Here is a 23,647-nt window from a genome sequence, read left to right as displayed (position 1 = left end):
GGGTTGGCGCTAGGCGGCGGCGGTGAAATTGCTGCGGCCAAGCAGCAACTGCCCGGCTTCGGCGACGATGCGTTCGACGATTTCGGCCGCGGGCGGAATATCATGGATCAGGCCGACGGACTCGCCGGCAATCACGGCGGCGACGTCGAAATTTGCGGCGGCCCTGGCGGCGGCATATTCGGCTGCCACCGCATTGACCTGCTGCAGCAGCTCGAGTTCGCGGCCCATCCAGCGGCGCGCATGATCGTTGATCAGGCAGCGGCCGGTGAACGGCGCGGGCCAGACGTTGTTGCGCGAGAGATCGAAGATGATGCCGCGAACGCTGCTGCCGCTGTCGGCCGCACAGATGCGCCGCTTTGCCTCCTCCGCGCCGTCGGCCTCCGCGCTGGCGTAGAAGCGCGTGCCCATCAGCACGCCCGAAGCACCCAGCATCATCATGGCCGCCAGCCCGCGTCCGTCAGCGATGCCGCCGGCGGCAGCGACGGGCACGCGGCCGGCCGCCAGATCGATGATCGTGGGCACGATGTCGATGGTGGTGCGCGAGGCGCCGTGCCCGCCGGCTTCGGTCCCCTGCGCGATCAGGATATCGGCGCCGGCATCCAGCGCCTGCTTCGCCATATCCTCGTTCTGCACCTGGCAGATCAGCAGCGCGCCGCCCCGCTTGATGCGCGGCGCAAAGACCGAGGGATCGCCGAATGACAGCATGACCGCGCGCGGCCTTGCCGCCAGCGCAATGTCGAGAAGTTCGGGCTGCCTGGCGAGACTCCAGGTAATGAAACCGATGCCGAAGGGACCTTCGAAACCCCTGAGCTTCGCGGTCTCCGCCTCCAGCCACTCCCGATCGCCATAGCCGCCGCCCAAAATGCCGAGACCACCGGCGCCGCTCACCGCCATGGTCAGCCGCGCACCCGAGATCACATCCATCGGGGCCAGCAATATCGGATGCTCGATGCCGAGAAGCGCGGTCAGTGGCGTTGCGATCGACATGAATCCCTCCTCGTCTGGACAGCGAACTTAGCGGCGTCTATCATTCTCCAAAAATGAATACTTCAGAATGCAGCCATCTCTAAATTGAAACGGAGATTTGCGGTGGAACTGACCGACCTCCTCACCTTCTCGGCCGTGGCCCGCACCGGCGGCATCACGCGCGCCGCCGAAGAACTCAACACCGTGCAGTCCAACGTGACTCAACGCGTCAAGGCGCTGGAAGCCGAGATCGGCACCGCCCTGTTCGAGCGGCACAGCCGCGGCATGACCCTGACCGGCGCCGGCCGCCGCCTGCTTCCCTATGCCCAGCGGATGGCGGCCTTGTCGCGCGAGGCCGTGATCGCTGCCCGCGACGATGGCGAAGTGAAGGGGCCGCTCGCCATCGGCTCGATGGAGACGACGGCAGCCGTGCGCCTGCCGGCCTTGCTTGCCGATTTCCACCGCCGCTTTCCCGCCGTGAAGCTCAGCCTGCGCACGGCAACCACCGCCGACCTCGTCACCGCCGTGCTCGACGGCAGTCTCGACGGTGCATTCGTCGCCGGGCCGATCGAGCATATGGACCTCGCCGCGACGGTCGCCTTCCGCGAGGAGCTGGTGCTGGTCACGGAGCGGCATCTGAAAAGCCTCGCCGAATTGCGCGCGGCGACGCCGGAGCCCGGTCCGACGGCGCTGGTGTTCCGCACCGGCTGCACCTACCGGCAACGCCTGGAGCAGGTTCTGGCCGAATTCGGCTGGCCGTCGGCCACGCGGTTCGAGCTCGGCACGCTCGACGGCATGGTCGGCTGCGTCGCGGCCGGCATGGGGGTCACGCTGCTGCCGCGCGCGGTGGTGGAACGAAACGACGCCGTCAGCGTCCACTCACTCGGGGCGGCGCAATCGCGGGTGGAGACGCTGTTCGTCACGCGCCGGGCCACGCACGAGTACAGCGCGCTTCGCGGTTTCGTCTCCTGTCTGCACGGGCAGGAGGCAGACATCGCGGCCTGAACGACGGCCGTTCTTCCACGCTGCGAAATTCTCGTGCCACATTTTCGCGACAAAGCCAAAGCGCGCTTCGCAAATGCGAATGTGCACCGCTCGGTCGGAATCCTCTGGCCGTTCGCTTCGCCTCCGTTAGTATGAGGCACTTGCTGCCAACAACCATAACGTCAACTCTGGGAGGACTGCGATGCGTCAAGCACTCGTTCTGTGCTGCTCTGCTGCCTTGTTGGGATCGGTCAGTGCGGCCAACGCGCAAGACTGGACGAAATCGAAATGGGGTCCGAACGACGAGATCGGCGCCGCCAACTACATGAAGCCCGAGCTCGTCGTCAAAGCCGCCCAGCTCGTGAAGACCGGCAAGACCTACGCGCTCGGTATCCCCGTCGATTCAAAGACGCCCGCCTACCCGCCGCGCAGTTTCAAGGTCACCATCGTGCAGCCCGGCCAGGCCGGCATCCCCGGCCTCGGACCGAGCAAGACCACCTACAATGACGACATCATCGAGGGCTGGGTCGGCGTCGGCAGCCAGATCGACGGGCTCGGCCATATCGGCGTCGAGCACGTCTACTACAACGGCAACAAACTGCTCGAATTCGCCGATCCCACGGGCCTGAAGAAGCTCGGCGTCGAAAAGATCCCGCCGATCGTGGCGCGCGGCGTGCTGCTCGACATGGCCGCCCATTACGGCATCGACGTGGTCAAGGAAGGCACCGCCTTCAACGTCAAGGAGATCGAGGAAGTCGCCAAGAAACAGGGCGTCGAGATCCGCCAGGGGGACGTCGTGCTCTTCCACACCGGCTGGCTCAGCCTGATCGGCAAGGACGACAAGCGCTACGGCGCGGCCGAGCCCGGGCTCGGCGTCGAAGGCGCCAAGTACCTGGTCGGCAAAGGCGTTGTCGCAATCGGCGCCGATACCTGGGGTCTCGAGGTCCTCCCCTTCGAGTCCAAGAACGTGTTCGAGGTGCACCAGATCCTGCTGCCGATGAACGGCACCTATATTCTGGAGAACATGGACACGGCCGAACTCGCCAAGGACAAGGCCTACGAGTTCCTGTTCGTGCTCGGCCAGCCCCGCTTCAAGGGCGCCGTGCAGAGCATGATCAACCCGATCGCGATCAGGTAAGGACGATCTCGCCAAGCGGCGTGGCGTCCGCGGGGATGCCATGCCGCTTCGACCTTTGCCTGCTCCGCCGCGCGCATGCTATGCGCTGCCCATGCCCGCCCCCATCCTTCCGCTGATCGAAGCCGCCGCACGCTGGCCCGAGCGCGGCGCCCTGATCGGCCTCGACCTCGGCACCAAGACCATTGGCGTAGCCGTCTCCGATCCGGACCGGCGGCTCGCGACCGGCGTGGAAACGATCCAGCGCAAGGCGTTCAAGGCGGACGCGGCGCGCCTGTTGGCGCTCGCCGCCGAGCGTAGCGCCACCGGCTTCGTGCTGGGCCTGCCCATCAACATGGACGGCAGTGAGGGCCCGCGCGCGCAATCGACCCGTGCCTTTGCGCGCAATCTGGCGAGCCTCACAGAGCTGCCGATCGGCCTCTGGGACGAGCGGCTCTCGACGTCGGCGGTGGAGCGCGAACTGATCGGCATGGATGTCAGCCGTGCCAAACGCGCGGCTGTGATCGACGAGCATGCAGCGATCTTCATCCTGCAGGGCGCGCTCGACCGGTTGAAGACCCGTCGCGGAGACGCCTAGGCATGGCGGTGGTGATCCCGGCGCTGCTGCCGGTCTTCCTGCTGATCGTGCTCGGCTTCGTCCTGAAGCGCAGCCTGATGCGGCTGGACACGCAATGGCACGGGCTGGAACGGCTGACCTACTACGTGCTGTTTCCGACGCTGCTGATCCAGACGCTGGTGAAAGCCGACCTGTCCAGCGTGCCGGTCGCCGGCGTCGGCGGCGCGCTGATGCTGTCGGCGCTCGCGATGTCGCTGCTGTGCCTGGCGCTGCGCCCCCTCCTGTCGCGCTGGAACATCGACGGGCCCGCCTTCACCTCGATCTTCCAGGGCGCGACGCGCTGGCAGACCTATGTGGCGCTGGCGGTCGCGAGCAATCTGTTCGGCAATGCCGGGCTGGCGCTGGCCTCGGTCGCCATGGTGGCCATCATTCCGCTGGTGAATGTGTTCAGCGTATCCGTGCTGGCACATTACGCCGCGCCGGAAAAGCAATCGGTCCGCGCGATCGCGATGACGGTGGTGAAGAACCCGCTGATCTGGGCCTGCGCGATCGGGCTGGCTGTAAATGTCACGCATCTGCAGCTGCCGAAGGTCTGGCACGACGTCGCCGAGGCGCTCGGCCGCTCCTCCCTCGGCATCGGGCTGCTCGTCACCGGCGCCGGCCTGCACCTCGAAGGCCTGCTGCGCCCACGCCTCGCCGCATCGATCACAGTGTTCCTCAAGCTGATCCTGATGCCGGTGTTTTGCATTGCGCTGGCGCTTTGGTTCGGCGTTTCCGGCCCAAGCCTGGTGATCGTGGCAGTCTGCTCGGCTGTGCCGACCTCGTCGTCCGCCTATGTGCTGGCGCGGCAGATGGGCGGCGACGCGCCACTGCTGGCGCAGATCATCACCCTGCAGACGATTCTGGCGGCGATCACGATGCCGGTCGTGATTGCGCTGGTGAGTTAGGCTCCGGCCTCTCGCCGTCATTGCGAGGAGCGTAGCGACGAAGCAATCCATCTCGCCGCAAGCGGAAAGGTGGATTGCTTCGCTGCGCCCGCAATGACGATCGGGTCTACGAACCCGTCAGATAAATCGTCTGCACCGTCGCCGCGAGGTTGTTGAGGCCGTGCAGGACGATGGTCAGCCAGGTCGAGCCGGTGCGATGGCGGATGTAGCCGAACAGGAGGCCGATGGAAAACACCTCGCAGAAGAAGAACCAATCGTATTGCAGGTGCAGCGAGGTCCAGGCGATCGACGACAGCAGGATGGCGCCCGTCGGCCCGAGGCGCGACTCCGACCAGCCGCGATAGAGGAAGCCGCGCGCGAACAGCTCTTCCGATATCGGCGCGGCGACGCAGAACGCGATCACCAGCAGCCACAGCGCGCCGTCGGCCTGCGCGGATTTCAGTACGTCGCCCATGAAACCCGGCGTGATCTCGCGTCCCAGCGCGCGCGACAGCAGGTCCCAGCATCCGACCAGCACGACCAGCGAAACGATGCCGAGCGCGGCATTCTTCCAGGAGGTCCAGCGCAACCCGAGATATTCGGCAAACGGCGTGCGCGACGGCTTGATGGCGATCCAGCAAGCCGCGGCGACCGCCGGCAGGCCCATGATCACGGAGAGCGCGATCGTCAGCCCGCCGCCGATCGCGCGGATGGAGGTGGCAAGGTCGACGTCCCCTTCCTGCCGCAGCACGAACCAGGCGACGACGGCGAGCTGCCCGGCGAACATCGCAGCAAAGATGAAGAGGCCCCACAGCGTGGTGCCCCAGAATTTCCAGATCCGCGGAGGCCGGGCGTCAGCCGCCAGGGGAGGAGTAGTCTGCGGGCTGATCGAATCCATCGAGTAGTTCCCGGTTTTCTCCACTCGTCATGCCCGGGCTCGTCCCGGGCATCCACGCCTTTGTCGCCGCATGGTTAGGAAGTCGTGGATGGCGGGGTCATTTTGCGTCAAGACGCGCTTCGCGCTTCTGCCCGGCCATGACGACGCGGTTAGGGCAGCGCCCGCTCCAGCAGTCGGCGGACGTCGTCGTTGGGAAGCTCCGTTGCGCCGTACATGCCGCTGTGATTGCCGGCAAGGCGGGTTTCGGCGAACAATTCGGCGCTGCGCGGCGCGACCGCATTGAGCGCCGCAGCTGCCGCCAGCAATGCCAGCTTCTCGACCGCGATCCGCGCGACGCGCTCGCCGTCGGGCCGGCGGAACGCCTTGCCGATGAAGGCTGCGGCTTCGGCGGCGCCGGTCAAGCCCTTGCTTTCGCCAGCGAGCTGCTGCAGCACCGGCACCGCAGCGTCCGGCTCGCGCGCCAGCGCGCGTAGCACGTCGAGGCACATGACATTGCCGGAACCTTCCCAGATCGCGTTGACCGGGCTCTCGCGGTAATGCCGCGCCAAAATCCCTTCCTCGACATAACCGTTGCCGCCGAGGCACTCCATGGCTTCATAGAGAAAGCCCGGCGCGCTCTTGCAGACCCAGTATTTGATCGCCGGCGTCAGCAATCGCATGTAGGCGGCCTCCCCCGCGTCGGCGGGCGCGCGGTCGAAGGCGCGGCAGAGCCGCATCACCAGCGCAATCGATGCCTCCACATGCAGCGCCATGTCGGACAGCACCGCCTGCATCAGCGGCTGGTCGGCGAGATGTTTCTGGAACACGCTGCGGTGCCGCGCATGATGCAGCGCGTGCGCCAGCCCCGAGCGCATCAGGCCGGCGGAGGCAATCGCGCAATCCTGCCGCGTCAGCTGCACCATCTGGATGATGGTGCGGATGCCCTTGCCCTCCTCGCCGACAAGCTCGGCATAGGCGCCGTGAAACTCAACCTCGCTCGAGGCGTTGGAGCGGTTGCCGAGCTTGTCCTTCAGGCGCTGGAAATGGATCGCGTTGATGGAACCGTCGGGCACAAAGCGCGGCATCAGGAAACAGCTCAGTCCCTCCTCGGCCTGCGCCAGCACCAGGAACGCGTCGCACATCGGCGCCGACATGAACCATTTGTGGCCGGTGATGCGATAGCCGTCGGCGGCGCGCTCGGCGCGCGTCATGTTGGAGCGCACGTCGGTGCCGCCCTGCTTTTCGGTCATGCCCATGCCGAGCGTCATGCCGCGCTTGGTCCACCACGGCGCAAAGGTTGGGTCGTAGTCGCGCCTCGACACCACCGGCATCACCTTCGCGAGCAAATCCGGCTGTGCGGCCAGCGCCGCAACGGAAGCGCGAGTCATGGTGATCGGGCAGAGATGGCCGGTTTCCACTTGCGCGGCGATATAGAACTTGGCCGCGCGCACCACTTCCGACGCGCCGCCGGCGGGCCTGCCCTCCGCGGTCCAGGTGGAATTGTGCACGCCGGCGCGGGCGCTCGCCGCCATCAGCTCGTGATAGGCCGGATGGAACTCGACCTCGTCGCGGCGGTTGCCGCGGGAATCGAAGGTGCGCAGCTTCGGCGTATTCTCGTTGGCGATGCGGCCGCGCTCGGCCATCGCGGCCGAACCCCAGTGCTTGCCGAACTCCGACAATTCCTTTTCGGCGCACGCCCCGCCATTGCCTGAAACCGCCTCGACCAGCGGACGATCGGCACTGAAGAGATCGACGTCGCAGAACGGCGGCGACTGGTTGAAGACCTCATGGGTCTGGAAGGCTGGCTTGTTCATGGCCGGTCCTGTCAGGGGCGACGCGGTGCAATCGGGAAATCATAGGCCTCGCCGCCCGCGCCGGGCAGCGAAAAGTGCCACCACTCCTTCGAATAGTTCACAAAGCCCTGCTTGCGCATCGCCGCCACCAGCGTGCTCCGCCATTTGCGCTGTTCCGGCGCGATCGCGGGCGAGGCCGTGTGCGACTTCACGTCGGAGCAGTCATAGCCAGTGCCCATGTCGATGCTGCCTTCGGGCGCGCGCGCCTCTACCGGAGCCGTGCAGTCGGCATAGACCTTAGCAGGATCGAATTTCGCGGAATTGTCCGCGGTCAAGTCGACCAGCGTCAGGTCGAGCGCGCTGCCGGTCGAATGGCCCGAATAGGCGGCGATATAGCCGAGGCGGAACAGATCGGCCTTGGGGATCTTGGGATTGTAGCGCCGCTCGGCCGGCGTTTCCTTGCCGCTGCGCGACCACTTCACCATATCGGCGACCGCCCGCTTCGGCCGGTAGCAGTCGAACATCTTCAGCGACAGCTTCTGCGTCGCAAGTTCCTGCTGGACGGCCTTCAGCCGAAGTCCCACCTCGCGCTTCACCACGCATTCCCCGGCCTGATAGCCGGAGAGCGGATGGCCGACGAAGTTGTTGGCCGTGGCGTAACGCATGTCCTGGATGATGGTGGGGTCGATGTCGCGCAGATAGACGAAGCCGCCGGGCAGTTGCTGCGCCTGCGCCGCCTCCGCAATCAGCGCAAGAGCAAGCACCATCGCCTGCCCGGCGCGGCCGGCGGTCGCCATAAGAAAAACCTTCATTGCACGAGATCCGAATTGACCCGCAGCTTCGTAACGGCGGTGTCCTTGTATTTGTTGCCGGCCCAGACCTCCTCGATGACGAACTTCACCCAGTAGGATTGCACCGGCTTTGCAAGCGTCAGGGATTGCACGGTGATGCGGTCTTCCAGCGTGAATGTGTGCGTCTCGCCGCCGGAAAAGACGACGCGAAGCTGCCGAACGCGGTTGTTCTTGCGAAAGATGTCGTTGTTCTTCTGGTAGCCGTTCTGAACCGTGAACGACTTGACGCTCCGCAGCGTGTCGAATTCCACCGTGATCCATTCGCCGACGCCGTTGCCCGCCTGGCCCTCGACCCAGGCGGTGCCGGTCGAAGCATCGAACAGGTTCGCCACCCCGTAGGAGTTGCCGAATTGCGGCCTCAATACGGAGCTGACGCAATAGGTCTCGAAGGCGTTGCGCGCGCAGCTCTCGCCCGCAGCCGACGGACGTTGCGGCCGCAGCACGGTACGCTGGGTTTCTGGCGGCCTCGGCGCCCGTTGCACCGGCATGGCCGCCAGCGCAGGCGCGCGGCCGTCGCCGGACGGCCTGGCGAGATAGATGCGGCCGCCGAGGGTCTGGTCGTAATAGGCCGGCGTCTGCTCGTGCGGAGCCGGTTGGCCGCCGTCATTGGTCGCCTTCAGTGCGAGTTCCGCCACGCGCTCGCGCACCTCGACCGCGAGATCGCCCAGATGCAGTTCCGGCCGCTTCATTTGCTCGGCGAACACGCGCGTGAACACCGAATTGTCCGAGCTGTCGTTATTGTTCAGCCGGTCCAGCGCAGTCTGGCCGATACCCGCCGAATAGAGCGTGAAGATGCCGCGCGCGGGTTTGGCGTCGGCGAGCCCCCGCGTATTGCCGATGGAGCGGCCGGCGGCGCGCGGGAACGGGTTGTCGCGGCAGGCGTCGATCACCAGGAGTGCAACCCGCACCGATTTCGCCTGCAACTCCGCAATCAGGTCGGGCTCGGCGAGCGCAGCACCGCGCACCCGCGCTTCCGCCCCCTCGCTCACCGCCGGCACGTCGCTCGGGATCAGATAATTGACCCCGGCGATCGCCACGCCATGGCCGGCAAAGAACACGGCGGCGGTATCGCCCGGCTCGAGCCGCGCGGTCAGCTCCGCGAGCCGGTCGATCATGGCTTGCCGGCCGAGATTGCTACCCAGGATGACTTCAAATCCGAGCGATCTGAGCGCATCCGCGATGGTGGCGGCGTCGTTGACGGCCTTCTTGAGCTGCCGGTCCGGCGGCAGGTTCGGATAGAGGTCGTTGCCGATGGCAAGCGCGATCCGCCTTTCGGCCCGGCCTGGCGTCGCAGGAGCTGCGCAGGCCAGCGCCGCCAGCAGCGCGGCACACAGGAATTGCGAAAAATGCCGGGTATTTGCCATCATGGCCTGACGGTTGCGCGCGGACCGCGCCAGACTAGCAAGCAAGCCGCGACCCGGGAACATCTCCGGCGGGCCCGGTTTACCCTGTCGCAGACGTGCTGGTGGATAAGTCCGGATCGGGGATTTGAAGCTTGCCCTGCCCCCCGGCCGCGCCTATAGCTCTCGCTTTAATGACCTCCTTATCGAAATCGACTTTCGTCCTCGGTCACCGGCATCTGCTGGGAATCGAGGGGCTTTCCGCTGCCGACATCACCGGCCTGCTCGACCTCTCCGAGGAATATGTCGAGCTCAACCGCCAGGTCGACAAGAAGCGCACCAGCTTGCGCGGACGCACCCAGGTCAACCTGTTCTTCGAGGCCTCGACGCGGACCCAATCCTCGTTCGAGATCGCCGGAAAACGGCTCGGCGCCGACGTCATGAACATGTCGGTGTCGTCTTCCTCGATGCGCAAGGGCGAGACGCTGATCGACACCGCGGTGACGCTCAACGCCATGCACCCGGACATCCTGGTGGTCCGCCACCACGCCTCGGGTGCGGTCGAGCTCCTGGCGCGCAAGGTCGACGGCTCCGTGATCAATGCCGGCGACGGTTCCCACGAGCATCCGACCCAGGCGCTGCTGGATGCGCTCACCATCCGCCGCAACAAAAGCCGGATCGAGGGCCTCGTCGTCGCGATCTGCGGCGACGTCATGCATTCGCGCGTCGCCCGCTCCAACATCCTCCTGCTCAACACCATGGGCGCCCGGGTGCGGGTGGTCGCACCGTCCACCCTGCTGCCGCAGGGCATCGAGCGGATGGGCGTGGAAGTCGCGCGCGACATGCGCCAGGGGCTCGACGGCGCCGACATCGTCATGATGCTGCGGCTGCAGCGCGAGCGCATGAACGGCTCCTTCGTGCCCTCCACCGGCGAATACTTTCACTATTTCGGGCTCGACCAGAAGAAGCTGTCCTATGCCAAGCCGGATGCGCTGGTGATGCATCCGGGGCCGATGAACCGCGGCGTCGAGATCGACTCGGCGGTCGCCGACGGGGCGCAGTCGCTGATCCGGGAACAGGTCGAAATGGGAGTGGCGGTGCGGATGGCGGTGCTCGAAGCGCTCGCCCGCAACCTGCCGAACGCGTGAGAACATGCTGACCGAACGCCGCCCGATCCTGCTCGCCAATGCCCGCGTCGTCGATCCCTCCCGCGATCTCGACGGTCCCGGCGACGTGCTGATTGCCGATGGCGTGATCCGCGATAGCCGCCGCGGCATTGGCGCGGCCGGCGTGCCCGAAGGCACCGACATCGTCAATTGCGCCGGCAAGGTGGTGGCCCCCGGCCTGATCGACATGCGCGCCTTTGTCGGCGAGCCCGGCGCGAGCCATCGCGAGACGTTTGCTTCCGCAAGCCAGGCGGCAGCCGCCGGCGGCATCACCACCATCATCTGCCAGCCGGACACCTCGCCGGTCATCGACAATTCGGCCACTGTCGACTTCGTGCTGCGCCGCGCCCGCGACACCGCGATCGTCAACATCCATCCGATGGCGGCGCTGACCAAGGGCATGCGCGGCGAGGAGATGACCGAGATCGGCCTGTTGAAGGCCGCGGGCGCCGTGGCGTTTACCGACTGCGACAAGAGCGTCGTCAATGCGCAGGTGATGCGCCGTGCGCTGACCTACGCCCGCGATTTCGACGCGCTGATCGTGCACCACACCGAGGACCCCGACCTCGTCGGCGAGGGCGTGATGCACGAAGGCGAGTTCGCCACGAGGCTCGGCCTCGTCGGCATTCCCTATGCCGCGGAATCGGTGATGCTGGAGCGCGACATGCGCCTTGCCGCACTGACCGGCGGTCGTTATCACGCGGCGTCGCTGACCTCGAACGAGTCGCTGGAAATCCTCAAACGCGCCCGCGATGCCGGTCTCGACGTCAGCGCCTCCGTCTCGATCAACCACGTGACGCTGAACGAGAACGATATCGGGCCCTACCGGACGTTCCTGAAGCTGTCGCCGCCGCTGCGCACCGAACAGGACCGCCAGGCGCTGGTCGCCGCGCTCTCCTCCGGCCTCCTCGACGTCATCATGTCCGATCACAACCCGCAGGACGTCGAGGTGAAGCGCCTGCCATTTGCGGAATCGGCGTCGGGCGCGGTCGGGTTGCAGACCATGCTGCCGGCGGGCCTGCGGCTGGTCCACAATGGCGATCTCGATTTCAAGACGCTGATCCGCGCGATGTCGACGCGCCCCGCCGAGCTGCTCGGGTTGCCCGGCGGTTCCCTGCGCGCGGGCTCGCCGGCCGACGTGATCGTGATCGATCCGGATACGCCATGGGTGCTCGATCCGGCCGACCTGAAGTCGCAATGCAAGAACACGCCGTTCGACGAAGCCCGCTTCTCCGGCCGCGCGGTGCGTACTATTGTCGGCGGACGCACCGTCTACGAGCACGTCTGAACTTCGAGGAGCGCCGCCGATGGCAGCCGAAACCTTCCTGCCCGTCGCCTTCGTCGTCGGCTATCTCTTGGGATCGATTCCGTTCGGGCTGATCCTGACGAGGCTCGCCGGCACCGAGGATCTGCGCTCGATCGGCTCCGGCAACATCGGCGCCACCAACGTGCTGCGCACCGGCAAGAAGAGCCTTGCCGCAGCAACGCTGCTCGGCGACATGCTGAAAGGTACGGTAGCCGTCGTCATAGCCGGTTATGTCTGGGGGCCAAACGCCGCGATGCTGGCAGGGCTCGGCGCCTTCCTCGGTCACCTCTTCCCGATCTGGCTCAAATTCAAGGGCGGCAAGGGCATCGCGACCTACATCGGCGTGCTGCTCGGCCTGTTCTGGCCGGCAGCCGCGATGTTCGGCGCGATCTGGATCGCCACCGCCTTCACCACGCGCTATTCGTCACTGTCGGCGCTGGTGGCATGCTTCGTAACGCCGATCTTCCTGTGGTTCTTCGGCCATCCGGCGCTCGCCTCATTGTTTGCCGTGATGACGCTGATCTCGTTCTGGACCCACCGCGAGAACATCAAGCGGCTGCAGGCCGGCACCGAGGGCAAGATCGGGCAGAAGTAACCGAAGTGACAGGCGGCCCGGGCAACTGAACGCGGAAGCGCTTGATCGCATCTTTCGGTTGAGCGAAGCTGTCCGCGCATGCACGACCGGACACCCAGTACAAATCTCTCCGACGTCGAACGGCTCAACCGGCTGCGGTTGATCCGTTCGGACAATATCGGGCCGCGCACGTTTGGCGCCTTGATCCGTCATTGCGGCGATGCGGCGGCCGCGCTCGAGCGGCTGCCAGAATTCTCGCGACGCGGCGGCGCGGCGCGGCCGGGACGCATCTGCAGCGAGGACGAGGCGCGTGCCGAGCTCGCCGCCTGCAAGAAGCTCGGCGTCAACCTGGTCGCGCCGGGCGAAGCATTTTACCCGCCGCGGCTGGCCGTGATCGACGACGCGCCTCCCCTGCTCGCCGTGCGCGGCGCGCTCGATGCCCTGATGCGGCCGATGATCGCGATCGTCGGCTCGCGCAATGCGTCCGGCGCAGGACTGAAATTCGCGCAGTCGCTGGCACGCGATCTCGGCCAGGCCGGTTTCGTCATCATCTCGGGCCTGGCGCGCGGCATCGACCAGGCCGCCCACCGCGCCAGCATCTCCGGCGGCACGGTCGCGGTGCTTGCCGGCGGCCAGGACCGAATCTATCCGCCGGAGCACGAGGACCTGCTGTTTGCGCTGCTGGAAACGGGCGCTGCGATCTCGGAAATGCCGCTCGGCCATGTCGCGCGGGCGCATGACTTTCCGCGCCGCAATCGCCTGATCTCCGGCGCCTCGCTCGGCGTGGTCGTGGTGGAGGCGGCGCAACGCTCGGGCTCGCTGATCACCGCGCGGATGGCCAATGAGCAGGGCCGCGAGGTGTTTGCCGTGCCGGGCTCGCCGATCGATCCGCGCGCCGGCGGCACCAACGATCTGATCAAGCAAGGCGCGACGCTGGTGACGGAAGCCGCCGACATCATCAATGCCGTGCAGCCGATCATGGCCCGTCCGCTCGCGCTGGAAGAGCCCGACGACGACTATTCCGAAGCCGAGCCCGATGCGGGCGAACGCGCGCGCATCGTCGCCCTGCTCGGCCCGACGCCGATTCTGCTTGACGATCTGATCCGCATGGCAGGCAGCTCGCCCGCCATCGTGCGCACGGTGCTGCTGGAGCTCGAACTCGCCGGCCGGCTCGAGCGCCATGGCGGCGGCATGGTGTCGCTGCTCTAAAGCATGATCCGGAAAAGTGTGAAGCGGTTTTCCGAAAAGATCATGCTCAAACAACAACCTAAAGCGCGATGACGATTCATCCCAATCTCATCGCGCTTTAACTCTCCCCGTTGCGCGCGTCGAACTTCGATCGCGCCCGCTCGATTTCGGGAATGTGCTCGAACGCCCATTGGCCGAGCGCCTTCACCGGATCGGCAAGGCCACGGCCAAGATCGGTCAGTTCATAATCGACCCGCGGTGGAATGGTCGGAAACACCGTGCGCGTCACCAAGCCGTCGCGCTCCAGCCCGCGCAGCGTCAAGGTCAGCATCCGCTGCGAGATGCCGTCGATCATGCGCTTGAGTTCGTTGAAGCGCCGCGGGCCGCCCATCAGCAGCATGATCACGAGCACCGTCCATTTGTCGCCAACACGCGCGAGCACCGAGGCCACCGCGCGACAATTGCTGTCCCGGGGGTTGGCCGGGACGGTCACATTGATGTTCTCGGGTCTCATTGGTGTGCTCGGGGCTCAAAAATGTGCGTTCTTGCGGCTTTTGCCAGGGTCACTCATGTAGTGCCAGTTACAAACCTATACCATGAGGCGATATCAGCCATGAAACTCCTGCATCTCGATTCCAGCGTGCTCGGCCCCCATTCCGTCAGCCGGCAAGTATCTGCCGCCATTGTCGACCGGCTGCGTCAGACCACTCCCAATCTCGACATCGCCTACCGCGACCTCACGGCGACGCCGCTCGGCCATCTCACCGGCCTGCACCTTGCCGCCGGCCAGGGTGCGCCGCCCGATGCATCGCTGCGCGAGGACATCGCGGCGGGACAGGCCATGCTCGATGAGTTTCTGGCGGCCGATATCGTCGTGATCGGCGCGCCCATGTACAATTTCACCATCCCGAGCCAGCTCAAGGCCTGGATCGACCGCATCCTCGTCGCAGGCAAGACGTTCAAATATGGCGCGCAGGGTGTCGAGGGCCTCGCCGGCAACAAGCGCGTCATCGTCGCGGTCTCCCGCGGCGGCCACTATGGACCAGATACTCCGATGGCCGCGCTCGAGCACCTCGAGACCTATTTGCGCTCGGTGTTTTCCTTCATCGGCATCAGCAATCCGGAATTCATTTCCGCCGACGGCATCCAGATCGGACCCGAGCATCGCGAGAAGGCAGTCGCCGGCGCGCTGAGGGCGGCGAGCGATCTGGCGGCTTGAGCTGGGAAAAAGCCGGTTGCCGCCGTCTGGCGGCAGCCGCTCTATTCAGAAGATGCCATAGACGCGGCAGACGACGACGAGCACCGAGACCAGAAGACCGGTGCAGGAAAACAGCGCAATCGAAACGAGTTCGTTGGCGTCGGCATTTTCCGCCGGAGTCGAGGAAATACCAGTCTTCGGCACAGCTGCCCTCACCGGTCCATGATTCCTGCGCTTGAATGTCCGGCAGTTGCCCCCTCCGATTCAATGCGCGTTCTGGCCCAGCGCCAATCGGCCGCAGGCCTGGCCAGCCGGCGGCTGACGTCCGCGCCGCCCGAATCTTCACCTATAAGAGAGTCCCCACTTAAGAGAGCCTGCGCTTGTTGCGACACCATTCCGCGGCCTCGAGCTGCGTCATGCTGCGCAGATGCCTGAGCATATCGAGGCCGTGCCGCTCGGCCACCCGGGAAAGATCGGCCACCATGTCCGCGATGAAGGTCGCGGCCTCCTCCCGGCCCGCGCGGGAACAGGCCTCGTCTCCCGGAATCTCTTCCCCCGAGTCTCCGCTCTTCCGATCGCCCCCGATCTTGCTCAATGCCCGTCCCAAATCGCGCCCATTGGCCCCGAATATACGGCCAAACGGCACAACTCTAGGGATGCATAATACAACTTTTTGGATAGGTATTTCTACGAGTCCGGACCCCCATCAATATCTGGCGATTTGACAGGGGCGGCCTCACCACCCATGTTCGGGGCAAATCGGCCGGCCGCGAGTCTCGCGGAACCGGCCTGATATTTTTCGCGTAAGCTATTGGAATGACATGAATATCGTCATTGTGGAGTCGCCGGCGAAAGCCAAGACGATCAATAAATATCTGGGCTCCTCCTACGAGGTCCTGGCCTCGTTTGGCCATGTCCGCGACCTTCCCGCCAAGAACGGATCGGTCGACCCCGAGGCCAATTTCCAGATGATCTGGGAGATCGATCCCAAGGCCAACAGCCGCCTCAACGACATTGCCAAGGCGCTGAAGGGCGCCAACCGCCTGATTCTCGCCACCGACCCTGATCGCGAGGGTGAGGCCATCTCCTGGCACGTGCTGGAGGTGATGAAGGAGAAGCGCGCGCTCAAGGACCAGAAGATCGAGCGCGTGGTGTTCAACGCCATCACCAAGCAGGCGGTGACGGAAGCCATGAAGGCGCCGCGCCAGATCGACGGTGCGCTGGTCGACGCCTATATGGCGCGCCGGGCGCTGGACTATCTGGTTGGCTTCACCCTCTCCCCCGTGCTCTGGCGCAAGCTGCCGGGCGCGCGTTCGGCCGGCCGGGTGCAGTCGGTGGCGCTACGCCTCGTCTGCGATCGCGAGCTCGAGATCGAGAAGTTCGTTCCCAGGGAATACTGGTCGCTGGTGGCGACGCTCACGACGCCGCGTGGCGAGGCTTTCGAAGCGCGCCTCGTCGGCGCCGATGGCAAGAAGATCCAACGACTCGACATCGGCTCGGGCGCGGAGGCGGAAGACTTCAGGAAGGCGATCGAAGCCGCGCTCTTCAAGGTCTCGACCGTCGAGGCGCGTCCGGCGCGGCGCAATCCACAGGCGCCTTTCACCACCTCCACGCTGCAGCAGGAAGCCAGCCGCAAGCTCGGCTTTGCGCCGGCGCATACCATGCGCATCGCGCAACGGCTCTACGAGGGCATCGACATCGGCGGCGAGACCACCGGTCTCATTACCTATATGCGTACCGACGGCGTGCAGATCGATGCTTCCGCCGTCACGCAGGCGCGCAAGGTGATCGGCGAGGACTATGGCAACGCCTATGTGCCGGACGCGCCGCGCCAGTACCAGGCCAAGGCCAAGAACGCCCAGGAAGCGCATGAAGCGATCCGCCCGACCGACCTGTCGCGCCGCCCCGCCGACATGCGCCGCAAGCTCGATAGCGACCAGGCGCGGCTCTACGAGCTGATCTGGACCCGCACCATCGCCAGCCAGATGGAATCGGCCGAACTGGAGCGCACCACCGTCGATATCGAGGCCAAGGCGGGCTCCCGCGTGCTGGAGCTGCGCGCCTCCGGGCAGGTCATCAAGTTCGACGGTTTCCTGGCGCTCTACCAGGAGGGCCGCGACGACGAGGAAGACGAAGACGGCCGCCGCCTGCCCGCGATGAGCGAGGGCGAAGCGCTGAAGCGGCAGGATCTCTCGGTCACCCAGCACTTCACCGAGCCGCCGCCGCGCTTCTCGGAGGCCTCGCTGGTCAAGCGCATGGAAGAGCTCGGCATCGGCCGGCCCTCGACCTATGCCTCGATCCTGCAGGTGCTGAAGGACCGCGGCTACGTCAAGCTCGAGAAGAAGCGCCTGCATGGCGAGGACAAGGGCCGCGTCGTGGTCGCGTTCCTGGAAAACTTCTTCGCCCGCTATGTCGAATACGACTTCACCGCCGATCTCGAGGAAAAACTCGACCGCATCTCCAACAACGAGATTTCCTGGCAGCAGGTTCTCCAGGATTTCTGGCACGGCTTCATCGGTGCGGTGAACGACATCAAGGACCTGCGGGTTGCCGAGGTGCTCGACGCGCTCGACGAGATGCTGGGCCCGCACATCTACCCCGCCCGCACCGACGGCGGCGACGTCAGGCAGTGCCCGACCTGCGGGACCGGCCGGCTCAACCTGAAGGCCGGCAAGTTCGGCGCCTTCGTCGGATGCTCGAACTATCCGGAATGCCGCTATACCCGCCCGCTCGCCGCCGATTCCGAGGCGAGCGCCGACCGTGTGCTCGGCAAGGATCCCGAGACCGATCGCGATGTCGTGGTGAAAGCCGGCCGCTTCGGGCCCTATATCCAGCTCGGCGAGCAGAAGGACTATGCCGAGGACGAGAAGCCGAAGCGCGCAGGGCTGCCGAAGAACACCTCGCCCGGCGATATCGATCTCGAGACGGCGCTGAAGCTGCTGTCGCTGCCGCGCGAAGTCGGCAAGCACCCGGAGACCGGCGAGCCGATCACGGCCGGCCTCGGCCGCTTCGGACCGTTCGTGAAGCATGAGAAGACCTATGCCAGCCTGGAAGCGGGCGACGACGTCTTCGGTATCGGGCTCAACCGCGCGGTGACGCTGATTGCCGAGAAAATCGCCAAGGGCCCGAGCGGCCGCCGCTTCGGCGCCGATCCCGGCAAGCCGCTGGGCGATCACCCGAGCCTCGGCGGCGTTGCGCTGAAGAACGGCCGCTATGGCGCCTACGTCACCGCGGGCGGCGTCAACGCCACCATCCCGAGCGACATCGCGCCGCCCGACACGATTACGCTCGCGCAGGCGATCGCGCTGATCGACGAGCGCGCTGCCAAGGGTGGCGGCAAGGCCAAGCGCACGCCCAAGAAGGCGGCGCCTGCGAAGGCCAAGGCCAAGCCCGAGGGCGAGGATGCCGCCGCAAAGCCGGCGAAGAAGGCCGTCGCCAAGAAGGCCGCGGCCAAGCCGAAGTCGGATGCGGCGAGCAAGGCGCGCGCACCGGTAGCCCCTGCGGCCAAGACGTCGGCGTCGAAACCGGCGGCTGAAAAGGCGCCCGCCAAGAAAAGCGCGGGCAAGGCACGCGGGTGAGCAAGCGGCGCGAGCAAGGCTTTCCGGGCCGCGACGCCGTCCTCGCCTTCATCCGCGCCCATCCCGGCAAGGTCGGCACCCGCGAGATTGCGCGCGAGTTCGGACTGAAGAACGCCGACCGCGCCGAGCTGAAGCGCATGTTGCGCGAGCTCGCCGACGAAGGCGCCGTCGCAAAGCGCCGCCGCAAGATGCACCAGCCGGCGGAACTGCCGCCCACGGTACTCGCCGACATTACCGGACGCGACAGCGACGGCGAGTTGCTCGCCACGCCCACGGAGTGGGACGCGGACGAGAGCGGCACGATTCCCAGGATCCGCGTGGTCTTTCCGCGGCGGCCGCAGCCCGGCACCACCGCCGGCGTCGGCGACCGCGCCTTGCTGCGGATCGAGCGAACGGATGAGGCCGACGGCACGCCCTATCGCGGCCGCGTCATCCGCGTCATCGCCCATGCCAGGACCCGCGCGCTCGGCATCTTCCGCAGGAATCCCGACGGCAGCGGGCGTCTCGTCCCCGTCGACAAGAAGCAGGCCGGCCGCGAGCTCAACATCGCCAAGGCCGACAGCATGGACGCCGAGGACGGCGATCTCGTCAGCGTCGACCTGATCCGCACCCGCGCCTATGGCCTCGCCTCAGGCCGCGTCAAGGAACGGCTCGGCTCGATGGCGACCGAAAAGGCGATCAGCCTGATCGCGATCCACGCCCACGAGATCCCGCAGGCCTTTACGCCCTCGGCGCTGAGCGAAGCGGAAGCCGCAAAGCCCCCCAGGCTCGAAGGGCGCGAGGACTGGCGCGACATCCCGCTCGTCACCATCGATCCGCCCGACGCGAAGGATCACGACGACGCGGTTCATGCCGAACCGGATCGCGATCCCAACAACAAGGGCGGCTATGTCGTCCATGTCGCCATCGCCGACGTCGCCTATTATGTGCGGTCGGGCTCGGCGCTGGATCGCGACGCGCTGACGCGCGGCAACTCCGTGTATTTCCCCGACCGCGTCGTGCCGATGCTGCCGGAGCGCATCTCCAACGACCTCTGCTCGCTGGTGCCGGGCGAGCCGCGCGGCGCGCTTGCGGTGCGATTGGTGATCGGCGCCGACGGCCACAAGCGCTCGCATTCCTTTCATCGCGTCCTGATGCGTTCGGCGGCGAAGCTTGCCTACGCGCAGGCCCAGGCCGCGATGCACGGCCGGACCGACGACGTCACCGGCCCGCTGCTCGACCCCATCATCAGGCCGCTATATGCCGCGCACGATCTGGTCAGGCTGGCCCGCGACGCGCGCGACCCGCTCGATCTCGACCTGCCCGAACGCAAGATTCTGCTCAAGCCCGACGGCACGGTCGATCGCGTCATCGTGCCCGAGCGACTCGAGGCCCACAGGCTGATCGAGGAGTTCATGATCCTCGCCAACGTCGCCGCCGCCGAGACGCTGGAAAAGAAGGGATTGCCGCTGATCTACCGCGTGCACGACCAGCCTACACAGGAAAAGGTCCACAACCTCCTGGAATTCCTGAAGACGCTCGACCTTTCCTTTGCCAAGGGCGGCGCGCTGCGCCCTGCCGTGTTCAACCGGGTGCTTTCGCAGGTGAAGGGCGGGGATGTCGAAGCGCTGGTCAACGAGGTCGTGCTGCGCTCGCAGGCACAGGCGGAATATTCCGCGGAGAACTACGGCCATTTCGGCCTCAACCTGCGCCGCTATGCGCATTTCACCTCGCCGATCCGGCGCTACGCCGACCTGATCGTTCACCGCGCGCTGATCCGTGCGCTCGGGCTTGGCGAAGGCGCACTGCCCGCAGACGAGACGCTGGAACACCTCGGCGAAGTCGCAGCCCAGATTTCCGCCACCGAGCGCCGCGCCATGAAGGCCGAGCGCGAGACCGCCGACCGGCTGATCGCGCATTTCCTCGCCGACCGCATCGGCGCGACGTTCCAGGGGCGCGTTTCCGGCGTCACTCGCGCCGGCCTGTTCGTGAAGCTGGACGACACTGGCGCCGACGGCATCGTCCCGATCCGCACGCTCGGCACGGAATATTTCAACTACGACGAGACCCGCCACGCGCTGGTCGGTTCGCGCAGCGGTGCCATGCACCGGCTGGGGGACGTCGTCGACGTCCGTCTGGTAGAAGCTGCTCCCGTAGCTGGCGCGCTGCGCTTCGAGTTACTATCTGAAGGTCAGGTCGTACCGCGAGGCCGCAAGCGCGATGGCGAGCGTGACGTCCTGAAATCCCAGCGCTCGGAAAAAGAACGTGCCAACCGCGCCTCGCGCAAGAAGGCGGGCACGCGCAGCAGGCAAGAGTCCGGAAAATCCGGGAAAGGCAAGTCATGGAGACGGTAGGAACCGCAACTGATGTGTGGACCCGCAAGACCGCCGTCGGCGAGAAGCGCGACCTCTGGAGCGCCATGAAGCGCGGCTTTCGCGGCCGCTGCCCGCGCTGCGGCGAGGGAAAACTGTTTCGTGCTTTCCTGAAGACCGCCAACGACTGCTCGGCCTGCGGGCTCGACTTCACGCCGCACCGCGCCGACGACCTGCCCGCCTATCTCGTCATCGTCATCGTCGGCCACATCATGGTGCCGCTGGCGCTGTCGATCGAGACCCATTTCTCGCCGCCGGTGTGGCTGCAGCTTGCGACTTACCTGCCGCTCACACTGGTCCTGTCGGTGCTGCTGTTGCAGCCGGTCAAGGGCGCGGTGGTCGGCCTGCAATGGGCGCTGCGCATGCACGGCTTTGACGAGAATCCGCCTGACGGCATTCCGCCGGTCTAAGAAACAAGAAGACGCTAACGGGGATGGAAATGACGCAAGCAGCAGTTGCCGCCAAGGAGCAGGCGAAGGAAGAAAAGGAGGCCGATCACCATCCTTATTTCCGCCCCAAGGACGCCGCGACGCTGATCCTGATCGATCGCTCCGGCGAAAAGCCGAAGGTGCTGGTCGGCCGCCGCCACGACAACGTGGTGTTCATGCCGGGCAAGTACGTTTTCCCCGGCGGCCGCGTCGACAAGTCGGATAATCGCGTTCCCGTCGCGGCTCCCATCACCAGGGAGCTGGAGGAAAACTTGCTCAAGGGCAGCCCGAAGATCACGCCGGGCCGCGCCCGGGCGCTCGCCAACGCCGCCATCCGCGAAGCCTGCGAGGAGACAGGCCTTTGTCTCGGCCGCAAGTGCGACGCGCCCGGCAAGCTCGAAGGCGCCTGGAAGCCGTTTTCGGAAGCGGGCCTGCTGCCCGACCCCTCCGGCCTGTTCCTGATCGCGCGCGCCATCACCCCGCCCGGCCGCGTGCGCCGCTTCGATACCCGCTTCTTCACGGCCGATGCTTCCGCCATCGCCCACCGCGTCGAGGGCGTGGTGCATGCCGATGCCGAGCTGGTGGAATTGGTCTGGGTCGAGATCGGCTCGAAGCCGCTGGCGGACGCGCACGCCATGACCAAGAACGTGCTGGCCGAACTCGACCGTCGCCTTGCCACCGGACCGCTGCGCCACGACGCGCCGGTGCCGTTCTTCCATTTCTACGGCGGCAGGATGCAAAAGGACGTGCTGGGGGCGTAGCTCGCGTTACTCTCCCACTCTACTTTGCATGGGGTTGTTTTCGCGATTTTGAGTCCAGGCGCTCCGTTGGCGCGCTTGGAATGACGACTGTTCTGCCAGTTCGCCCAAAATCAGAATAGTCTTCTGCGCGAGCATGCTGGCACCGTCGCGCCGCCTTCCTATCTCATCTCCAACAACAACCAGGACGGAATAGGCAATGGCGAAGCGTCAACTCAAGCTCGGCGCCTTCATGCGGCCGGTCAGCATCCACACCGGCGCCTGGCGCTATCCCGGGGCCTGGCCCGACGCCAACTTCAACTTCGCCCACCTGAAGCAGCTGATCCGAAAATTGGAAGCCGGCAAGTTCGACGCCTTCTTCATGGCCGATCACCTGGCCGTCTTGAACATGCCGATCGATGCGCTGAAGCGCAGCCACACGGTGACTTCATTCGAGCCGTTCACGCTGCTGTCGGCGCTGGCCGGCGCCACCGAGCGCATCGGGCTGATTGCGACGGGCTCGACCACCTTCGACGAGCCCTATCACGTCGCGCGCCGCTTCGCATCGCTCGACCACATCTCGGGCGGCCGCGCGGGCTGGAACATCGTCACCACGTCGAACCCGGATGCCGCGCTGAATTTCGGTCTCGACGATCACATGGAGCACGCCGAGCGCTACAAGCGGGCGCGCGAATTCTATGACGTGGTCACGGGCCTGTGGGACTCCTTCGCCGACGACGCTTTCGTGCGCGACGTCGAGGCGGGCCTGTACTTCGATCCCGCCAGGATGCACGTGCTCGACCACAAGGGCAAATATCTGAAGGTGCGCGGACCGCTGAATATCTCCCGCCCCGTGCAGGGCTGGCCCGTGATCGTGCAGGCCGGCGCATCGGAGGACGGCAAGCAGCTTGCGGCGGAGACCGCGGAAGCCGTGTTCACCGGCGGCGGCAGCCTTGCCGACGGGCAAAAACTCTACGCCGACATCAGGGGCCGTATGGACAAGCTCGGCCGCGACCGCGAGCATCTGAAGATCCTGCCCGGCGCCTTTGTCGTAGTCGGCGACAGCGTCGAGGAAGCCAGGGAGAAGCGGGCGAAACTCGACAGCATGGTGCACTACGACTCTGCGATCGCCTCGCTCTCGGTAGTCCTGGGCACCGATGCCTCCGGCTTCGATCCCGACGGGCAGCTACCGCCGATCCCGGAAACCAATGCCAGCAAGAGCGGCCGCCAGCGCCTCGTCGATGTTGCCGCACGCGACAAGCTGACCGTGCGCCAGCTTGCGCAGCGCGTCGGCGGTTACGGCGGCCTTTCGTTCGTCGGCACGCCCGTCACCATCGCCGACCAGATGGAGGAATGGCTGACGAGCTACGCGAGCGACGGCTTCAACATCATGTTCCCGTATCTGCCGGCCGGGCTCGATGATTTCGTCGACAAGGTGGTCCCGGAGCTGCAACGGCGCGGCATCTTCCGCACCGAGTATGAAGGCACGACGCTGCGCGAGAATCTCGGCCTGCCGCGGCCAAGGAACCGCTTCTTCGAGAGCTGATGAGGCGGCATTCCTGCCCTCAGGTCGGAGAAAATCGCCGGATTCAGGGCTAAGCGCCGGGAAATCATCCCAGATTCAGCCTTGAAAACCTTGACTTTGGGTCGTTTGCGGCTAGGTTGCCGGCCAAATGCGGGCCGGTTGGCCGGC

22 protein-coding genes are annotated in these 23,647 nt (G+C 66.0%); 14 read left to right on the top strand and 8 right to left on the bottom strand.

From position 1 onward, the window contains the following. Positions 1 to 9: 9 nt before the first annotated feature. Positions 10 to 987 carry an NAD(P)H-dependent flavin oxidoreductase gene (locus ACT4OC_RS21065; RefSeq protein WP_444840961.1) on the bottom strand — a complete coding sequence of 326 codons (978 nt, stop codon included), beginning with the start codon at positions 985 to 987 and terminating at the stop codon, positions 10 to 12. Positions 988 to 1,089: 102 nt separating this feature from the next. Between ACT4OC_RS21065 and ACT4OC_RS21060 the strand changes: the two genes are divergently transcribed. The 4 genes from ACT4OC_RS21060 (at position 1,090) to ACT4OC_RS21045 (ending at position 4,588) form a co-directional block, all read left to right on the top strand. Beyond that, positions 1,090 to 1,971 carry a LysR substrate-binding domain-containing protein gene (locus ACT4OC_RS21060; RefSeq protein WP_444840960.1) on the top strand — a complete coding sequence of 294 codons (882 nt, stop codon included), beginning with the start codon at positions 1,090 to 1,092 and terminating at the stop codon, positions 1,969 to 1,971. A 181-nt stretch (positions 1,972 to 2,152) separates the two neighbouring features. After that, positions 2,153 to 3,088 (top strand): cyclase family protein, encoded by a 936-nt coding sequence (locus ACT4OC_RS21055; RefSeq protein ID WP_444840959.1) that lies wholly within the window; start codon positions 2,153 to 2,155, stop codon positions 3,086 to 3,088. A gap of 91 nt (positions 3,089 to 3,179) precedes the next feature. Further along, complete coding sequence (gene ruvX / locus ACT4OC_RS21050) at positions 3,180 to 3,662, top strand: Holliday junction resolvase RuvX (RefSeq protein WP_444840958.1); 483 nt, start codon at positions 3,180 to 3,182, stop codon at positions 3,660 to 3,662. 2 nt (positions 3,663 to 3,664) lie between these two features. Next, positions 3,665 to 4,588 (top strand): AEC family transporter, encoded by a 924-nt coding sequence (locus ACT4OC_RS21045; protein ID WP_444840957.1) that lies wholly within the window; start codon positions 3,665 to 3,667, stop codon positions 4,586 to 4,588. A gap of 106 nt (positions 4,589 to 4,694) precedes the next feature. Here the strand turns inward: ACT4OC_RS21045 and ACT4OC_RS21040 are convergent, their stop codons facing one another. The 4 genes from ACT4OC_RS21040 to ACT4OC_RS21025 all read right to left on the bottom strand — a co-directional run bounded on the left by ACT4OC_RS21040 (position 4,695) and on the right by ACT4OC_RS21025 (position 9,455). Further along, complete coding sequence (locus ACT4OC_RS21040; RefSeq protein WP_444840956.1) at positions 4,695 to 5,465, bottom strand: lysostaphin resistance A-like protein; 771 nt, start codon at positions 5,463 to 5,465, stop codon at positions 4,695 to 4,697. 149 nt (positions 5,466 to 5,614) lie between these two features. Beyond that, entirely contained in the window at positions 5,615 to 7,258 is a 1,644-nt protein-coding gene (locus tag ACT4OC_RS21035) for an isovaleryl-CoA dehydrogenase (RefSeq protein ID WP_444840955.1), read from the bottom strand. Between the two features lie 11 nt (positions 7,259 to 7,269). Then, the gene (locus ACT4OC_RS21030; RefSeq protein WP_444840968.1) at positions 7,270 to 8,004 is read right to left on the bottom strand and encodes a M15 family metallopeptidase; all 735 of its coding nucleotides are present in this window, start codon (positions 8,002 to 8,004) and stop codon (positions 7,270 to 7,272) included. 41 nt (positions 8,005 to 8,045) lie between these two features. Then, positions 8,046 to 9,455: an NADase-type glycan-binding domain-containing protein gene (locus ACT4OC_RS21025; RefSeq protein ID WP_444840954.1), complete on the bottom strand. Its 1,410-nt coding sequence runs from the start codon at positions 9,453 to 9,455 to the stop codon at positions 8,046 to 8,048. 167 nt (positions 9,456 to 9,622) lie between these two features. On the opposite strand from ACT4OC_RS21025, the gene ACT4OC_RS21020 reads away from it, so the two are divergent. The 4 genes from ACT4OC_RS21020 to dprA all read left to right on the top strand — a co-directional run bounded on the left by ACT4OC_RS21020 (position 9,623) and on the right by dprA (position 13,683). Further along, positions 9,623 to 10,576, top strand: a complete 954-nt coding sequence (locus ACT4OC_RS21020) for an aspartate carbamoyltransferase catalytic subunit (protein ID WP_444840953.1) — start codon at positions 9,623 to 9,625, stop codon at positions 10,574 to 10,576. A gap of 4 nt (positions 10,577 to 10,580) precedes the next feature. Further along, positions 10,581 to 11,882 (top strand): dihydroorotase, encoded by a 1,302-nt coding sequence (locus ACT4OC_RS21015; protein ID WP_444840952.1) that lies wholly within the window; start codon positions 10,581 to 10,583, stop codon positions 11,880 to 11,882. A 19-nt stretch (positions 11,883 to 11,901) separates the two neighbouring features. Further along, the gene (gene plsY, locus ACT4OC_RS21010; protein ID WP_444840951.1) at positions 11,902 to 12,495 is read left to right on the top strand and encodes a glycerol-3-phosphate 1-O-acyltransferase PlsY; all 594 of its coding nucleotides are present in this window, start codon (positions 11,902 to 11,904) and stop codon (positions 12,493 to 12,495) included. 78 nt (positions 12,496 to 12,573) lie between these two features. Further along, on the top strand, positions 12,574 to 13,683 hold the full coding sequence (gene dprA / locus ACT4OC_RS21005) for a DNA-processing protein DprA (protein WP_444840950.1): 1,110 nt from the start codon (positions 12,574 to 12,576) through the stop codon (positions 13,681 to 13,683). A gap of 97 nt (positions 13,684 to 13,780) precedes the next feature. Here dprA and ACT4OC_RS21000 read toward each other — a convergent pair whose 3' ends face one another. Continuing rightward, the gene (locus tag ACT4OC_RS21000; protein ID WP_444840949.1) at positions 13,781 to 14,176 is read right to left on the bottom strand and encodes a winged helix-turn-helix transcriptional regulator; all 396 of its coding nucleotides are present in this window, start codon (positions 14,174 to 14,176) and stop codon (positions 13,781 to 13,783) included. A gap of 99 nt (positions 14,177 to 14,275) precedes the next feature. Between ACT4OC_RS21000 and ACT4OC_RS20995 the strand changes: the two genes are divergently transcribed. Beyond that, positions 14,276 to 14,881, top strand: coding sequence for an FMN-dependent NADH-azoreductase (locus ACT4OC_RS20995; protein ID WP_444840948.1), 606 nt, complete (start codon positions 14,276 to 14,278; stop codon positions 14,879 to 14,881). A 45-nt stretch (positions 14,882 to 14,926) separates the two neighbouring features. On the opposite strand, the gene ACT4OC_RS20990 is transcribed toward ACT4OC_RS20995, so the two are convergent. Further along, the gene (locus ACT4OC_RS20990; protein ID WP_444840947.1) at positions 14,927 to 15,064 is read right to left on the bottom strand and encodes a hypothetical protein; all 138 of its coding nucleotides are present in this window, start codon (positions 15,062 to 15,064) and stop codon (positions 14,927 to 14,929) included. Between the two features lie 160 nt (positions 15,065 to 15,224). Beyond that, positions 15,225 to 15,455, bottom strand: a complete 231-nt coding sequence (locus ACT4OC_RS20985; RefSeq protein ID WP_444840946.1) for a hypothetical protein — start codon at positions 15,453 to 15,455, stop codon at positions 15,225 to 15,227. A gap of 226 nt (positions 15,456 to 15,681) precedes the next feature. On the opposite strand from ACT4OC_RS20985, the gene topA reads away from it, so the two are divergent. The 5 genes from topA (at position 15,682) to ACT4OC_RS20960 (ending at position 23,500) form a co-directional block, all read left to right on the top strand. After that, on the top strand, positions 15,682 to 18,438 hold the full coding sequence (gene topA, locus ACT4OC_RS20980) for a type I DNA topoisomerase (protein ID WP_444840945.1): 2,757 nt from the start codon (positions 15,682 to 15,684) through the stop codon (positions 18,436 to 18,438). Further along, on the top strand, positions 18,435 to 20,771 hold the full coding sequence (rnr, locus tag ACT4OC_RS20975) for a ribonuclease R (protein ID WP_444840944.1): 2,337 nt from the start codon (positions 18,435 to 18,437) through the stop codon (positions 20,769 to 20,771). The genes topA and rnr overlap by 4 nt, the downstream gene beginning before the upstream one ends. Continuing rightward, the gene (locus ACT4OC_RS20970) at positions 20,759 to 21,199 is read left to right on the top strand and encodes a DUF983 domain-containing protein (RefSeq protein WP_444840943.1); all 441 of its coding nucleotides are present in this window, start codon (positions 20,759 to 20,761) and stop codon (positions 21,197 to 21,199) included. Before rnr ends, ACT4OC_RS20970 begins: the two co-directional genes overlap by 13 nt. 29 nt (positions 21,200 to 21,228) lie before the next feature. After that, positions 21,229 to 21,978, top strand: a complete 750-nt coding sequence (locus ACT4OC_RS20965) for an NUDIX hydrolase (RefSeq protein ID WP_444840942.1) — start codon at positions 21,229 to 21,231, stop codon at positions 21,976 to 21,978. Between the two features lie 196 nt (positions 21,979 to 22,174). Further along, positions 22,175 to 23,500: an LLM class flavin-dependent oxidoreductase gene (locus ACT4OC_RS20960; RefSeq protein ID WP_444840941.1), complete on the top strand. Its 1,326-nt coding sequence runs from the start codon at positions 22,175 to 22,177 to the stop codon at positions 23,498 to 23,500. The last annotated feature ends 147 nt before the right edge of the window (positions 23,501 to 23,647 follow it).

The sequence above is a fragment of the Bradyrhizobium sp. genome, assembly GCF_052389815.1.
In the GTDB taxonomy this organism is placed as follows: domain Bacteria; phylum Pseudomonadota; class Alphaproteobacteria; order Rhizobiales; family Xanthobacteraceae; genus Bradyrhizobium.
Note: the sequence above shows the minus strand (reverse complement) of the source record. Positions and strands in the feature narration are given on the sequence as shown.

What these genes read in the sequence shown, in the direction of transcription:
- ACT4OC_RS21035 (WP_444840955.1), bottom strand. Translation starts at nt 7,258, where the DNA reads ATGAACAAGCCAGCCTTCCAGACCCATGAGGTCTTCAACCAGTCGCCG.
- dprA (WP_444840950.1), top strand. Translation starts at nt 12,574, where the DNA reads ATGCACGACCGGACACCCAGTACAAATCTCTCCGACGTCGAACGGCTC.
- ACT4OC_RS20995 (WP_444840948.1), top strand. Translation starts at nt 14,276, where the DNA reads ATGAAACTCCTGCATCTCGATTCCAGCGTGCTCGGCCCCCATTCCGTC.
- topA (WP_444840945.1), top strand. Translation starts at nt 15,682, where the DNA reads ATGAATATCGTCATTGTGGAGTCGCCGGCGAAAGCCAAGACGATCAAT.
- plsY (WP_444840951.1), top strand. Translation starts at nt 11,902, where the DNA reads ATGGCAGCCGAAACCTTCCTGCCCGTCGCCTTCGTCGTCGGCTATCTC.
- ACT4OC_RS21040 (WP_444840956.1), bottom strand. Translation starts at nt 5,465, where the DNA reads ATGGATTCGATCAGCCCGCAGACTACTCCTCCCCTGGCGGCTGACGCC.
- ACT4OC_RS21015 (WP_444840952.1), top strand. Translation starts at nt 10,581, where the DNA reads ATGCTGACCGAACGCCGCCCGATCCTGCTCGCCAATGCCCGCGTCGTC.
- ruvX (WP_444840958.1), top strand. Translation starts at nt 3,180, where the DNA reads ATGCCCGCCCCCATCCTTCCGCTGATCGAAGCCGCCGCACGCTGGCCC.
- ACT4OC_RS20965 (WP_444840942.1), top strand. Translation starts at nt 21,229, where the DNA reads ATGACGCAAGCAGCAGTTGCCGCCAAGGAGCAGGCGAAGGAAGAAAAG.
- ACT4OC_RS21020 (WP_444840953.1), top strand. Translation starts at nt 9,623, where the DNA reads ATGACCTCCTTATCGAAATCGACTTTCGTCCTCGGTCACCGGCATCTG.
- ACT4OC_RS20970 (WP_444840943.1), top strand. Translation starts at nt 20,759, where the DNA reads ATGGAGACGGTAGGAACCGCAACTGATGTGTGGACCCGCAAGACCGCC.
- ACT4OC_RS21025 (WP_444840954.1), bottom strand. Translation starts at nt 9,455, where the DNA reads ATGATGGCAAATACCCGGCATTTTTCGCAATTCCTGTGTGCCGCGCTG.
- ACT4OC_RS21065 (WP_444840961.1), bottom strand. Translation starts at nt 987, where the DNA reads ATGTCGATCGCAACGCCACTGACCGCGCTTCTCGGCATCGAGCATCCG.
- ACT4OC_RS21000 (WP_444840949.1), bottom strand. Translation starts at nt 14,176, where the DNA reads ATGAGACCCGAGAACATCAATGTGACCGTCCCGGCCAACCCCCGGGAC.
- ACT4OC_RS20960 (WP_444840941.1), top strand. Translation starts at nt 22,175, where the DNA reads ATGGCGAAGCGTCAACTCAAGCTCGGCGCCTTCATGCGGCCGGTCAGC.
- ACT4OC_RS21045 (WP_444840957.1), top strand. Translation starts at nt 3,665, where the DNA reads ATGGCGGTGGTGATCCCGGCGCTGCTGCCGGTCTTCCTGCTGATCGTG.
- ACT4OC_RS21055 (WP_444840959.1), top strand. Translation starts at nt 2,153, where the DNA reads ATGCGTCAAGCACTCGTTCTGTGCTGCTCTGCTGCCTTGTTGGGATCG.
- ACT4OC_RS21030 (WP_444840968.1), bottom strand. Translation starts at nt 8,004, where the DNA reads ATGGTGCTTGCTCTTGCGCTGATTGCGGAGGCGGCGCAGGCGCAGCAA.